Genomic DNA, 13,626 nt, shown 5'->3' on the forward strand with positions numbered 1-13,626 from the left:
CGCGCCGGCTCAGGCCGGCTGGGCGAAGCCGTCGGCGACCTCGGCGGCCAGCTGCAGATAGGCCTCCTGACAGGCGGGGGAGAGCTGATCCAGCTCCACCTCCGCGCCCTCCTCCAGGTGGTCGTCGTAGGGGATGCGGACGACGGCGCGGCAGCGGCTCTCGAAGTGGGCCTGCAGCCGGTCCAGGTCCACGGTGCTCTTGGTGCGGGGCCGCACCATGGACAGCACCACCACGCCGTTGCGCACCAGCTCGCCGTAGTCGTGCGCCTCCAGCCAGTCCAGGGTGGCGCTGGCGGAGCGGGCGCCGTCCACCGAGGGGGAGCTGACCAGCACCAGCTGGTCGGCCAGGCTCAGCACGCCCTCCATCGCCGAGTGCAGCAGACCGGTGCCGCAGTCGGTCAGGCAGATGGAGTAGAAGTGCTCCAGCACCTCGGCGACCGCGCGGTAGTCGTCCGCGCTGAACGCCTCGCTGACCGCCGGGTCCCGGTCGGAGGCCAGCACCTCCAGCCGGGAGGAGCCCTGGGAGGTGAAGGCCCGGACGTCGGCGTACCGCTGGATCCGGTGCCGCTCGTTGAGCAGGTCGCGGACCGTCGCGTTGGTCTCCAGCGGGACCTTGTCCGACAGCGTGCCGCGGTCGGGGTTGGCGTCCACCGCGATCACCCGGTCTCCGCGCAGGGACGCCAGCGTGGCGCCGAGGCCCACCGTCGTCGTGGTCTTGCCGACGCCGCCCTTGAGCGACATCACCGCGACCCGGTGGTGGCCCCGGGCGACCGGCGTGCAGGCCCGCTTGATCAGCTCCTGCCGGCGTCGCTCGGCCGGGGACATTCCCGGATGGATCGCTCCGCCCGTGGCCTTGTAGATCATCTTGCGCCAGCCGCCGGCGGGGGCCTTGCGGCGGGGGCGCAGCAGGTTCTCCGCGCTCAGGCTGTCGGAGGTCGGCGGCTGCGGCGGATGCTGGTGCGCCGTCCCGGAGGCGGGGGCCTGCACGGGGGCCCCGTAGGACACGGGGGCGTTCGTCCCCGGCTGCCCCATCGGGGTCCCGGGCGCGTACACGCCGGGCTGGTCGGGCGCCGCGGGCAGGGCGGGCTGACCTCCCGGAGGCGGCACGAGCGCGTACCCGCCGGGGGCCTCACCGGTCGGCTGCGCCGGAGGCGGAGCGGACGCGCCCGGGGCGGAGGGCGCCGCGGGCGCCGGAGGCTGCCCGGCGGGGGCGGGAGGCTGCACCGCTCCGGGCGGCGGCGGCACGTCCGTGACCGGGGGACCCTGCGGCGGAGGGGGCATGACGCCGTCCGGCGCCGGGGGCGGCTGGAGGTGCGCGGCCGCGGGACCCTGCGGCGGTGCGGCCGGGGCGTAGGCGGGAGGCGGCGGCGGTCCCTCCACGGGCGGGCCCGTGGGAGGCGGCGGGTTCTCCGCGGGCGGGAAGTCCGCCAGGACCTCCTCCCGGTACGCGGTGCCCGGGGCCGGGGTGTCGGGGAGCGGGTCCAGCGGAGGCGGTTCGGAGAAGTCCTGCGGCTGCGGGCCGCCGGGCTCGGGCCGGGCGGGGAGCGGAGGCGGCTCATAGCCCAGCTGCGCGGGGAAGGGCGGCGGAGAGGCGGGCCAGGGGTTGCCGGGATAGTCGTCCGCCCGGGCGTCGCCCTGGCCGTCTGTCCGGCCGTCGGCCTGGTCGGCGATCTGACCGGCGGCCGGATCGGCGACCCCGTCGGCGGTCTGACCGTCGTTCCCCGGGGACGCGTCGGCCGGCGCGGGGGCGTCGGCGGCCTCGTGCGGCGCGTCCTGTTCCTTGCTCATGGCGTCCAGGGAGGCCAGCTGTTCCTCGAGGGAACGGCGATCTTGGTCATTCTTAGCCACCGCTTCTCCCTTCGGACTGTCCCCGAACGACTGGTCAAGAACAGGTCCTCAGCAGACTAAGGCACCGTATCCTCCACCAATACCGCGCAGCGCCGTGCCAACGTCGCGTTCAAGCCAATGTCGTCGCTTCGTCACCCGCGAGTGTCCGGTTTCGGCTTTCTGCCCTGCGCGAGCACGCGGGTAGCGTGATTCACATGCGTGCCATTGCGATCAGGGAGCCCGGCGGCCCCGAGGCGCTGGAGTGGATCGAGGCGCCCGATCCGAAGCCCGGGGCCGGCGAGGTGGTGCTGGAGGTGGCGGCCGCCGGGGTCAACCGGGCCGATGTGATGCAGCGGCGCGGCCTGTATCCCCCGCCGCCGGGCGCTCCCCCCTACCCGGGCCTGGAGGCGGCCGGCCGCATCGTCGAGGTCGGGGCGGACGTGACCAGCTGGCGGGTCGGCGACGAGGCGTGCGCGCTGCTCGCGGGCGGCGGCTACGCCGAGCGGGTCGCGGTGCCGGCCGGGCAGCTCCTGCCGATCCCGCGCGGGCTCACCACGGTGGAGGCGGCGGCGCTGCCCGAGGTCGCCTGCACCGTCTGGTCGAACGTGTTCGCGCTGGCCGGGCTGGCCCCCGGAGAGACGCTGCTGGTGCACGGCGGCGGCAGCGGCATCGGCACGATGGCGATCCAGCTCGCCAAGGCGCGCGGCGCGCGGGTGGCCTGCACGGTGGGGAGCGCGGAGAAGGCCGAGCGGTGCCGCGCGCTCGGCGCGGACGTGGTGATCGACTACACCGCCGAGGATTTCGTCGACTCCGGCCCCTATGACGTGATCTTGGACATCATCGGCGCCAAGTATCTGGCGCGTAATGTGGAGGCGTTGCAGACCGGCGGGCGACTGGTGGTGATCGGTCTGCAGGGCGGCCGGCGCGCCGAGCTCGACTTGAACGCGCTGCTGATGAAACGCGCCGCCGTGCACGCCACATCGCTGCGGGCCCGCCCGCCGGAGGAGAAGGCCGCGATCGTGGCGGAGGTGCGCGAGAACGTGTGGCCGTTGATCGAGTCCGGCGCAGTCCGGCCGGTGATCGACCGCACCCTCCCGCTGGCCGATGCCGCCGAGGCGCACCGCGTCCTGGAAGCCGGCGGCCACGTCGGCAAGATCCTGCTCACCGCGTGAGACTGGAGAGACCATGAACGAGTCCCCAAGCACCGAATCCGCCCAGAACCCTCAGGTCGTGGTGGTCGGCCCCAACGGTGTTCCGGTCGGATCCCGGGACGAATCCGGTGAGGGCGAGGACCGGCCGGTCACCGAGATGGTGGAGCAGCCCGCCAAGGTCATGCGGATCGGCGGGATGATCCGGCAGCTGCTGGAGGAGGTCAAGGCCGCTCCGCTGGACGAGGCCAGCCGCGCTCGGCTCAAGGAGATCCACGCCTCCTCCATCAAGGAGCTGGAGGATGGGCTCGCCCCCGAGCTGGTGGCGGAGCTGGAGAGGCTGTCGCTGCCGTTCACCGAGGACGAGGTCCCCAGCGAGGCCGAGCTGCGGATCGCCCAGGCCCAGCTGGTGGGATGGCTGGAGGGCCTGTTCCACGGCATCCAGACCACCCTGTTCGCCCAGCAGATGGCCGCCCGCGCCCAGCTGGAGCAGATGCGCCGCGCCCTGCCCGCCGGGATCATGCACGGCGGCCAGCAGCAGTCCGAGGAGGACCACTCCAAGCGGCCCGGCCACACCTCCGGCCCCTATCTGTGAGACCGCGCATGTCCCGTCCTCTGCTCCCCGGGCAGAGGACGGTCCGCCGCGGCCGGCCGCGGGCGTGACGCCGCCCCGGCGATGCGTCAGCCGTCGGGGAAGAGCCGCTCCAGCACCTGGGCGACGCCGTCGTCGTCGTTGCGGGCGGTGCGGTGGGTGACCACGTCGAGCACGGCGGGGTGGGCGTTGGCCACCGCGTAGGAGGTGCCGGCCCAGCTGAGCATCGGCAGGTCGTTGGGCATGTCGCCGAACGCCACCACCTCCTCGGCGGTCACCCCGTGCTCGGCGCACAGCTCGGCCAGCGCGGTGGCCTTGGTGACCCCCAACGCGCTCATCTCCATCAGCCCCCGGCCCGAAGAGTGCGTGACGGTGACCAGGTCGCCCACCGCCCGGTGCACGCGTTCGGCCAGATGGTCCGGGTGCGCGTCGGGGTGGAGCGCCAGCAGCTTGGTGCAGCCCCGGCTGACCAGGGTGCGGTCGTCCACCGCCCGTCCGCCCATCGACTCGGCGTCCCAGCGCCCGGGCCGGAACCGCTCCTCGAAGACGAATCCGTCGGGGTACTCCACCGCGAACCGCAGCTCCCCGTCCACCGTGCGCAGTCGACGCACCACCTCGGCGAGCACCGGAGGCTCGATCAGCCGGGTGCGCACCACGGTCTCGGTGTGCAGGTCGTAGAGCACGGCCCCGTTGGCGCAGATGGCGACGCCGCGATGGCCCACGGCCGCGGCCACGTCGTGCATCCAGCGCGGCGGCCGCCCGGTGACCATGACCAGGATGGATCCGGCGCGCTCCACCCGGGCGAGCGCCCGCACCGTGCGGGCCGAGATGGCGCCGTCCGAGCGGACGATGGTCCCGTCCAGGTCGGTCGCGACCAGGCGGGGCGGCGCCGGCCTCCGTTCGGCCAGGTCGTCCTCCCCGCCTTTGTACGCCCGCCTCATCCCGCCCTCCTCACGCCCCGCGTCCTCGGACAGCGGACCCACCATAATGCTGCGCTCAGCAGTGTCCTGTCACTTATGTCCCGATGTGGCCGGGGATCGGGATGGAACATCTCATATGTCCCGCATGGCTCCGCAGACCGCGCCACGGGCCGTCAGGCGTCCTGGTTGCCGCCGACGATGGCCTGGAGGGCGGCCACATGGGCCTTGTAGGCGGAGCGCCCCTCCTTGGTCAGGGACAGCCAGACCCGTTGGCGGGTGTCGCGGACGGCCCTGGTCTGCTTGACGTACCCGGCGTCCATCAGCACGCTGACGTGCTTGCTGAGCACGGAGGCGCTGACGCCGAGCCGTTCCTGGACGAAGGAGAACTCCGCCTGGTCGGCGGCGCTGAGCAGGGCGCAGATGCGCAGCCGGTTGGGGGCGTGGATCACGGGGTTGAAACCGTCGACGGTCTTTCCCACGGTCTTTCCCGCGGCGGTCATGCCGATCGGGCGCTCCGCAGGCGCAGCGCCAGGGCGTAGACGATGATCATGGCCCCTTCCAGCGCGCTGAGGGCCGGCCACATCCAGTCCTCCCCGACGATCCGGGAGATCGGCACGGCGGCGACGGCGACCGGCACCAGGATCGCGGCCATGTGCACCACCTGCTTGCGGGAGGGGGAGGGCACCACCCCGGCCCGCGCGGCGCCGAGCCCGACGAGGGCGCCGAGCAGCGCCGCCCACACCGCCAGCGCCGCCACCCCCCAGAGCGCCTGGGGGAACTCGGTCGGCATCCACGACAGCAGCCCGAGCGGGGTGACCCACGCCCCGAGGGCGACGAAGTACCACATCGGCCACTGGGCGGTCTCCACCGCGGTCCGGGCCTGCTCCACCGCCGCCAGCGCGTCCGCGGCCTCCTGCCGGGAGGGCAGCGGCCCCTGCGTGAACTCTCGTGTTTCCATGTTGGAAAGTAAAGCACCTCACTTTCCAGGTCGTCAAGTCACGACTTTCCATGGTGGAAAGATGCTGCGCGGGCGCTCCGGCCCGCCCCTGCGACGCCGTCGAGGCCCCGCCGCGAGGACGGCCGCCGGTCCCCGGACCGCCGAGAGCCGCCGGCCTCGGTGAACGAGTCCACGGGAAGGCCGGAAGAGGCCGACGAGACCGGTGGAAAGGCCGGACGGGCCGACGGGGCCGGCGGGGATGCGAAGCGGAAGGACCCGCGAGAAGGCGGGGAAGCCCGCCGGTCGCGGCGGGAGGGGCAGGCGCGGGGCCGGCGGGGTCAGGCGGGCCGGCGGGGAGGGCGTCGTCTCCGGCGGGCGGATCAGGCGGACCGGCGGAACCGGCGGGGAGGGCCGCCGCTCCCGCCGAGGGGCCGGGGCGGGACCGGCGGAGAGGCCGAGCGAGGAGGCCCGCCGGTCGCGGCGAGGGGCCGGGCGGCGAAGGACCGGACCGGGCGGGGCCGGCGGCCGGCTGCGACGGGCGAAGACGACGAACGCCGGGCCCGTGGATCCGGGCCCGGCGTCGGACGGACGAACTCGGGCGGTCGAAACCGGTGACGGGACGGCCGCCGCGCTCAGCGGACCGGCTCGAGGACCTCCTGGCCGCCCAGGTAGGGCTGGAGGGCCTTGGGGACCCGCACGGAGCCGTCGGCCAGCTGGTGGTTCTCCAGGATGGCGACGATCCACCGGGTGGTGGCCAAGGTGCCGTTCAAGGTGGCGACCGGACGGGTCTTGCCGCTGTCGTCGCGGTGGCGGACGGACAGCCGGCGCGCCTGGAACTCGGTGCAGTTGGAGGTGGAGGTCACCTCGCGGTAGGTGTTCTGCGACGGGATCCAGGCCTCGCAGTCGTACTTGCGGGCCGCGCTGGCGCCCAGGTCGCCGGCGGCCACGTCGATCACCCGGTACGGCAGCTCGACCTTGGCGAGCATCTGCTTCTCCCACTCCAGCAGACGCAGATGCTCCTCATGGGAGTCCTCCAGCGTGCAGTAGGAGAACATCTCCACCTTGTCGAACTGGTGCACCCGGATGATGCCCCGGGTGTCCTTGCCGTAGGAGCCGGCCTCCCGGCGGAAGCAGGACGACCAGGCCACATACCGGCGGGGGAGATCGTCGATGATCTCGTCCATGTGGTACGCCGCCAGCGGCACCTCCGAGGTGCCCACCAGATACAGGTCGTCGTCGGGCAGCCGGTAGACCTCCGCGGCGTGCGCGCCGAGGAAGCCGGTGCCGTCCATCGCCTCCGGCTTGACCAGCAGCGGCGGATACATCGGGACGAAGCCGGCCTCGATCGCCTGGTCCATCGCCAGGTTGAGCAGCGCCAGCTGCAGCCGCGTGCCCACCCCGGTCAGGTAGTAGAACCGGGCGCCGGAGACCTTCGCGCCGCGCTCGGTGTCGATCGCGCCGAGCAGCTCGCCCAGCTCCAGATGGTCACGGGGCGTGAAGTCGAAGCTCGGCGGCTCGCCCACGTGCTCCAGCACCACGTAGTCCTGCTCGCCGCCGGCGGGCGCGCCGTCCTCGATGATGTTCGGGACGGTCTTGAGCAGCTCCGCCAGCTCGCCCTCCAGCCGGTCGGCCTCCGCCTCGGCCTGCTTGACCTGCTGGGCCAGCTCCTTGGCCCGAGCCAGCAACGCCTCGCGTTCGGGACCCTTGGCCTTGGAGACCGACTTGCCGAAACTCTTCTGCTCGGCCCGCAACGACTCGAACCGCGACAGCGCCGACCGGCGCCGCTCGTCCAGGTCGATCAGCCGATCGACGACGGCTTCATCCTCACCGCGGGCGCGCTGCGAGGCGCGCAGCCGCTCGGGGTCCTCTCGAAGAGCACGCAGGTCAATCACACCCCCGAGGCTACCGGTGCCGCACCCCTCGGCGCGCGCGGGAATCCGCGGCGACGCCGTGATCGGGTCGATGGGCCGCCTCGCGGGCGGGCGCCCCCTCCGGCGGGGGCAACAGGACATCTGTCATGACAACTATTTCATTAGGCCATACGTCATAGAAGGTGACGGGGAAGGGAGATCATGGCGAAGGAGAAGCCGCAGCGGCCCGGTCTGAGCCTCGCGTGGGCGTTGAGTCCGCTGGTCACCGTGGGGATGGGGACGCCCCTCACGTTCGGGTATGCGGCGGCCCGGCTGAGATCCTGGACGCTGTGGCTGGCGACCGGCCTCTACCTGATCGCCTGGATCACCATGTTCGTCACCGCCGACTCCTCCGAAGGCACCGCCGAGGACGTCGCCTTCGTGATCGCGTGCGCGATCGGGAGCGTGGGCGCCACCGTCCACGCCTTCGCCATCAAGGACCGGGTCTTCCTGGAGCCCGACCGCCGCTCGCTCGCGTTCCGGCGGGCCCAGAAGGAGATCGAACAGCGTCGCAAGCTGCGCACCGAAGCGGCCGAGATCGCCCGTAACGACCCCGCGATGGCCATCGAGATGCGCATCGGCCGGCCCGACCTGCCCCGCTCCTACGACGACGGCGGCCTGGTGGACGTCAACCACGCCCCCGCCTCCGCCCTGGTGACGGTGCTGGGGATCACCCCCGAGCAGGCGGAGCAGCTCATCCGGGCGCGCGAGCAGTGCGGCGGGTTCGTCTCCGCCGAGGAGGCCGCCGCCCTGGCGGACCTGCCCCCGAACCTCACCTCGCGGCTCGCCGAGTACGGCGTGTTCCTGCCCTGACGCCGAAGGAGCGGCCGAGGGGACGGCCGACGGTCACGCGTGGCCGTTGCGGATGGCGGTGAGCCACGCGGCGGCCTCGGTGAAGTCGGCGTCATGGGTGCCGCGGCGGATCTCCGGGCGGACCTTGTCGGCGCGCGGGTAGGAGCCGATGAAGCGGACGTCGGCGCAGATGCGGCGCAGCCCCATCAGCGCCTCGCCGACCCGCGCGTCGGCCACGTGCCCTTCGAAGTCCATCCAGAACAGGTACGACCCCAGTCCCGCGCCGGTGGGGCGGGACTGGATCAGCGTCAGGTTGATGCCGCGGATCGCGAACTCGTTCAGGATCTCCAGCAGGGCGCCCGGGTGGTCCTCCCCGATGAACGCCACCACCGTGGTCTTGTCCATCCCGGTGCGGGGCGGCGGGACGCACGGGCGGCACAGCACCACGAACCGCGTCACCGCGTCCGCCACGTCGTGGATGTCCTCGGCCAGCACCGACAGTCCGTAGCGGGCGGCGGCGAACGACCCCGCCAGCGCCGCGTCGTAGTAGCCGTCGGCGACCATCTGGGCGGCCTCGGCGTTGGAGGTGGCGGCCCGCCACTCGGCGTCCGGGACGTGCGCCTCCAGCCAGCGGCGGCACTGCGGCTGGGCGTGCGGGTGGGAGGCGACGGTCTTGATGTCGGCGTACTGCGTGCCCGGCCGGACCAGCAGCGCGAACGACACCGGCAGCTGCACCTCGCCGACGATCTGCAGCGGCTCCCCGGTCGCCAGCTCGTCCAGCGTGGTCGGCACCGACCCCTCCACGGAGTTCTCCAGGGCGACCACGGCGGAGTCGACCTCGCCCCGGCGCAGCGCGTCCAGGGCGGCGGGCACGGTGGCGTACGGGATGTGCTCGGCGCCGTCGGCCTCCGGAAGGGAGCGCAGCGCGGCTTCGGTGAACGTGCCCTGAGGACCGAGATAGGCGAATCGCATCTGAGGACTCCTCCGCCGAGGCGAGGAGCAGACCTTCCTCGACGTCGCAGGCGTCCGGGCCGGGCGCTTGTGGCAATGCCCCGGAACGCCGTTCGTTCGTGGTGAAGGGCCGATGCACGCCGGCCGTGAGACGGAAAGGACGCGGTGTGAAGGAAGTCTACGCGTTCGCCGTCCTCAGGCGTGCGCCGAGGTGGTGTTGCCGCCGAAGTCCGGCAGCGGGTCGTCCATCGACACCTGGGGGCCCTTGCCCAGCCGGGCTCCGCGCAGCGCCTGGTCCTCCTCCGGCGACAGCACCTCCAGGCTGCGCCCGCCGTGGACGACCTTGGCGTAGGTGCGGGTCTCGGTCCGGCCGTTGATGGAGCTGATGATCACGCCGTCGCCCAGCGCGTTCAGCAGGGCGAGGGAGAACGACCGGCGCCCGGACATCTCCTTGAGGGCGTCGTAGTGCACCACCGCGACGTCTCGGAGCGCCTGGTTGTCCACCGTTCCCTCGAGCGTCGCGAGCTGACGGCGGAGCATCTCCGCGCACTCATCGACGACCCGGTTGACGCGGTTGTGGGCGACCATGGCGAAGGACAGGCCGGCCACCCCGGCGACCACTCCGGCTAGGGCCACTGCGACGAGGATCACGGGGCGAGCGTACCCATCTGCGCGTTTCCTGGAGAAGAAACCGCAGGGTCAGGTTCGGATTGGAGACGGTCGATCAACCACTTGCCCAACAGCAAGATCAGGGCGATCGCGGCCAGCCCGAAGGCGTCCTGCACCACCCGCCCGGTGAACCGCTCCAGCGCGCTGTGCCCCTCGCCGATCAGCCGGGTCCCCCACCAGGGGATCCGGAACGCGTAGAACACCGCCACCGGCGCCGCCACCAGCCAGCGCCGCAGGTCACGACCGTCACCGACCAGCGCCCCCAGCACCGGCACCACCCACACCAGGTGATGCACCCAGCCGACCGGGGACAGCAGCACCGACAGCAGCCCGGTGATCGCGATCCCGGCCAGCTCCGCGCTGTGAGCGCGCGCCCCCTCCAGGCGGCCGGCGGCCAGCGAGGCGCGCCGCGCCAGACGGAACCCCACCAGCGCCAGCAGCGCCACGCACGCCGCCCACAGCAGCGAGGTCACCGCGTCCGGCCAGTACAGCCGCAGCAGCATCCCGTTGAGGGACTGGTTGGTGGTGCCGTTGTTGGCGCCGACGCGCTCGTTGTCGAGCATCGCGTCGAACCAGAACGCCAGCGAGTCGTGCGGCAGCACCATGAACGCCAGCAGCGACGCGGCGGCGGCGGTCAACACGGCGTTCCACGCCGCCTCCCGCCGCCCGGTGACCAGGAAGTAGATCAGAAAGACCCCGGGCACCAGCTTGATCGCCGTCGCCAGCCCCACCAGCACCCCCCGCGGCCACCGCGGGGAGGGGGTCAGGCAGTCGGCGACGCACAACGCCATCAGGAACAACCCGACCTGCCCGAACCGGGTCTGGTCGTGCACCGGCTGCAGATACGCCAGCGCCCCCACCAGGGCGCCCAGCGCCAGCGGCGCATACCGGCCGGCCCTCTCCAGCAGCGGACGGAAGGCATGCCGGGCCCCCACCGCCAGCGCCGCATAGATGCCCGCGACCCACAGCACCTGCACCACCGCCCAGGGCAGCAGCGCCAGCGGCACCGCCAGCAGCGCCGCGAACGGCGGATAGGTGAACGGCAGCAGCTGCGGCGGCTCGGTCAGGAACTCGTACAACGGCGCCCCGCGCAGCACCGCCTCCCCGCCGGACCGGTACACGTCCACGTCCACCAGCCGCTGATCCGGCGGATTGGTCAGCCAGCGCACCGCGATCGGCGCGACCGCCGCCACCGCGACCAGCACCCCGGCCAACGCGATCGCCGCATCGGCCGGTGACCTGCGGGCGCGCCGCGCCGCCCCGTCGCCGTCTCCTCCAGCCATGCCCCCCATCCTGGCGCAACCTCGGGGTCGTTCCTTCAATAGCCTGGGGGCGGACCGGAACGATGGAGGTAACCGACCGTGACGCGCATCGGCGCGCTGTGCGCCACCATGCTGGTGTTCATGGTCGGCGTGCTCGCCGCCCCCGGAGCCCTCGCCGCCGCCGCGGCCCCCGCCGGAGCCGCCGGCCCCGTGATCGTCGTGGGCGTCCCGGGCCTGCGGTGGAGCGACCTCGACGAGCACGACACCCCGCACCTGTGGCGGCTCACCCGGGAGGGCTCCGCCGGCGCGCTGAGCGTGCGGACGACCCGGGCGAACACCTGCCCGGCCGACGGCTGGCTGACGCTGTCGGCGGGACAGCGCGCCCGCTTCGCCCACGGCGAGTGCGCCCTGGCCCCGGCCCCGCACGTCTCCGGCGCCGCGGCGAGCGTCACCGGCTGGGCCGACATCGTCCGCGACAACGCCGCCACCGCCTACAAGGCGCGCCCGGGCCTGCTGGGCGACGCCGTCCACCGGGCCGGCGGCTGCACGACGGCGGTGGGCGCGGGCGCGGTGCTCGGAGCGGCCGACGCCGCCGGGCGGGTCGACGCGTACGCCCCGTCCATCGCCCAGGTGCCCGCCGGCGGATGGACGCGCTGCCCGCTGACGGTCGTGGAGATCGACGACGTGCACCGGGCCCACATCCGCACCGGCGTGGACGTCGACGGGGCCCCGATCCCGCCCGACCAGCGGGACCGGGCGGCGGCGGTCGCGGCGGCCGACCGGCAGCTGGGGCGGCTGCTGGAGGCGGCGCCGCGGGACGCGACCCTGCTGGTCGCCGGCCTGTCCGACACCGGCACCGTGCCGCATCTGCACGTGGCGTTGGCCAAGGGCGCCGACTACGGCCCCGGCTACCTGACCTCGAACGCGACCCGGCAGCCGGGCCTGGTCACGCTGACCGATCTGACCACGACCGCGCTGCGCGCCCTCGGCCTGAACGCCCCCGAGGGGGCGATCGGCTCGGTCTGGCGGGCCGAGCCGACCGACGCCGCGGCCGCGGCCAAGGTCCACGACCTGGACGACGAGGACGTGGCCGCGCAGGCGATCCGGCGGGTGCAGCCGGCGTTCTTCATCGTGCTGTTCGGCGGCCAGCTCGTGCTGTACGGCCTGGCCACGGTGGCGTTGCGGCGCCGCTGGGGCGGGGAGGGCGCGCGTCGGGACCGCCGCCGGATCCTCGCGGCGACCAGGCTGATCGCGCTGGTGGGCGCGGCGGCGCCGGTGGCGTCGTTCCTGACGAACCTGCTGCCGTGGTGGCGGTCGGAGCATCCGCTGCCCGCCCTGATCGCCGGGGTGACGCTGTGGATCGCACTGGTCACCGGCCTGGCGCTGGCCGGCCCGTGGCGGCGCTCGCTGCTCGGGTCGGGCCTGGTGATCGCCGCGGTGACCGTGCTGGTGCTCGGGGTGGACGTGCTCACCGGCTCGCGGCTGCAGCTGAACGCGCTGATGGGCTACACGGCGCTGGTGGCGGGCCGGTTCTACGGGTTCGGCAACCAGGCGTTCGCCCTGTTCGCGGTGGCGGCGCTGCTGACGGCGGCCTGGCTGGCCGAGCGCCCGCTGCGGGACGGCCGGCGCCGGACGGCGGTGGCGACGGTGGCGGCGGTCGGCGTCGTGGCGGTGGCGGTCGACGGCTGGCCGGGCTGGGGCAGCGACTTCGGCGGCGTGATCGCGATGGTCCCGGCGTTCGCCGTGCTGGGGCTGCTGATCGCCGGGCGGCGGGTCTCGGCGCTGCGGATCACGGTGTTCTGCGCGGCCGGCGCGGCGCTGGTGCTGGGCATCGCGTTCGCCGACTCGCTGCGGGAGGACCCCTCGCATCTGGGCCGGTTCGCCCGCGACCTGGCGGACGGGCAGGCGTGGGACGTGATCGCCCGCAAGGCTGGGGCGATGCTGCGCAGCCTGGGCTATTGGCCGTTCACGGTGGCGGCGGTGGGGGCTTTGTGCTTCCTGTACTTCGTGCTGGCCCAGCCGCTGCAGTGGCGGGCGGCGTTGTTGGAACGTGCCTACCACCGCGGCCCGAGCCTGCGTCCGGCGCTGCTGTCGGCGCTGACGCTGGCCATCGCCGGGATGCTGGTGAACGACTCGGGCGTGGTGGTCCCGGCGATCGCGTTCAGCCTGGCGGTGCCGCTGACCCTCGCGGTGAGCGTGCGGGCGCTGGAGCTGGACGAGGCCGAGGGGACCGCAGCGCCGTCACCGCCACCCACACCGGCAGACCGATCAGCAGCCACGGGATGACGTCCGACCGCAGCACGGTGACCAGCCACATCAACTCCTCCGGCAGGCCGATCAGCACCGGGTCGCGGGCCGGCAGATAGGCCAGGCTGAGCGCGGCGGTGTGCCCCAGCGCCGCCCAGTCCAGCCGCGACCACGGCAGCAGCGCCAGCACCGCCCAGCCGAGCCCGTCGTACCAGGGCAGCGCGTACGTCGCCGACCACAGCCAGGCCAGCACCAGCGCCGCCGACAGCACCAGCGCCTCCGCCGTCTCGGGATCCCGCCGCGGATCGCGGGGCAGGGCGCGGACCAGCAGCCAGACCAGCGCGGCCAGCAGCGCCAGCGAACCGATCCGG

12 protein-coding genes are annotated in these 13,626 nt (G+C 73.6%); 4 read left to right on the top strand and 8 right to left on the bottom strand.

Annotation, left to right across the window (positions count from 1 at the left end; all coding sequences use genetic code 11):
• Positions 1-9: 9 nt before the first annotated feature.
• The gene (locus EIO00_RS06460; RefSeq protein ID WP_241661170.1) at positions 10-1,848 is read right to left on the bottom strand and encodes a MinD/ParA family ATP-binding protein; all 1,839 of its coding nucleotides are present in this window, start codon (positions 1,846-1,848) and stop codon (positions 10-12) included.
• A gap of 194 nt (positions 1,849-2,042) precedes the next feature.
• On the opposite strand from EIO00_RS06460, the gene EIO00_RS06465 reads away from it, so the two are divergent.
• Positions 2,043-2,999: an NAD(P)H-quinone oxidoreductase gene (locus tag EIO00_RS06465; RefSeq protein ID WP_140176133.1), complete on the top strand. Its 957-nt coding sequence runs from the start codon at positions 2,043-2,045 to the stop codon at positions 2,997-2,999.
• Between the two features lie 13 nt (positions 3,000-3,012).
• A complete protein-coding gene (locus EIO00_RS06470; protein WP_140176135.1) occupies positions 3,013-3,570 on the top strand; it encodes a bacterial proteasome activator family protein in 558 nt (185 codons plus the stop codon).
• An 86-nt stretch (positions 3,571-3,656) separates the two neighbouring features.
• Here EIO00_RS06470 and EIO00_RS06475 read toward each other — a convergent pair whose 3' ends face one another.
• The 4 genes from EIO00_RS06475 to serS all read right to left on the bottom strand — a co-directional run bounded on the left by EIO00_RS06475 (position 3,657) and on the right by serS (position 7,316).
• The gene (locus EIO00_RS06475) at positions 3,657-4,508 is read right to left on the bottom strand and encodes an HAD family hydrolase (RefSeq protein WP_140176137.1); all 852 of its coding nucleotides are present in this window, start codon (positions 4,506-4,508) and stop codon (positions 3,657-3,659) included.
• Positions 4,509-4,660: 152 nt separating this feature from the next.
• A complete protein-coding gene (locus EIO00_RS06480) occupies positions 4,661-4,987 on the bottom strand; it encodes a transcriptional regulator (RefSeq protein ID WP_140176139.1) in 327 nt (108 codons plus the stop codon).
• A complete protein-coding gene (locus EIO00_RS06485) occupies positions 4,984-5,445 on the bottom strand; it encodes a hypothetical protein (protein ID WP_140176141.1) in 462 nt (153 codons plus the stop codon). Before EIO00_RS06485 ends, EIO00_RS06480 begins: the two co-directional genes overlap by 4 nt.
• A gap of 611 nt (positions 5,446-6,056) precedes the next feature.
• Complete coding sequence (serS, locus tag EIO00_RS06495; protein WP_140176145.1) at positions 6,057-7,316, bottom strand: serine--tRNA ligase; 1,260 nt, start codon at positions 7,314-7,316, stop codon at positions 6,057-6,059.
• 180 nt (positions 7,317-7,496) lie between these two features.
• Here serS and EIO00_RS06500 point away from each other — a divergent pair, with 180 nt between their 5' ends.
• A complete protein-coding gene (locus EIO00_RS06500; protein WP_140176147.1) occupies positions 7,497-8,147 on the top strand; it encodes a ComEA family DNA-binding protein in 651 nt (216 codons plus the stop codon).
• A 33-nt stretch (positions 8,148-8,180) separates the two neighbouring features.
• On the opposite strand, the gene pheA is transcribed toward EIO00_RS06500, so the two are convergent.
• The 3 genes from pheA to EIO00_RS06515 all read right to left on the bottom strand — a co-directional run bounded on the left by pheA (position 8,181) and on the right by EIO00_RS06515 (position 11,029).
• Entirely contained in the window at positions 8,181-9,098 is a 918-nt protein-coding gene (gene pheA, locus EIO00_RS06505) for a prephenate dehydratase (RefSeq protein ID WP_140176148.1), read from the bottom strand.
• Positions 9,099-9,272: 174 nt separating this feature from the next.
• Positions 9,273-9,728, bottom strand: coding sequence for a DUF4446 family protein (locus tag EIO00_RS06510; protein ID WP_140176151.1), 456 nt, complete (start codon positions 9,726-9,728; stop codon positions 9,273-9,275).
• Complete coding sequence (locus tag EIO00_RS06515) at positions 9,725-11,029, bottom strand: glycosyltransferase 87 family protein (protein WP_140176153.1); 1,305 nt, start codon at positions 11,027-11,029, stop codon at positions 9,725-9,727. Before EIO00_RS06515 ends, EIO00_RS06510 begins: the two co-directional genes overlap by 4 nt.
• Before the next feature lie 78 nt (positions 11,030-11,107).
• On the opposite strand from EIO00_RS06515, the gene EIO00_RS06520 reads away from it, so the two are divergent.
• Entirely contained in the window at positions 11,108-13,294 is a 2,187-nt protein-coding gene (locus EIO00_RS06520; RefSeq protein ID WP_140176155.1) for a hypothetical protein, read from the top strand.
• Positions 13,295-13,626: the final 332 nt, after the last annotated feature.

The organism is Thermomonospora catenispora, from assembly GCF_006363815.1.
Taxonomy (GTDB): domain Bacteria; phylum Actinomycetota; class Actinomycetes; order Streptosporangiales; family Streptosporangiaceae; genus Thermomonospora; species Thermomonospora catenispora.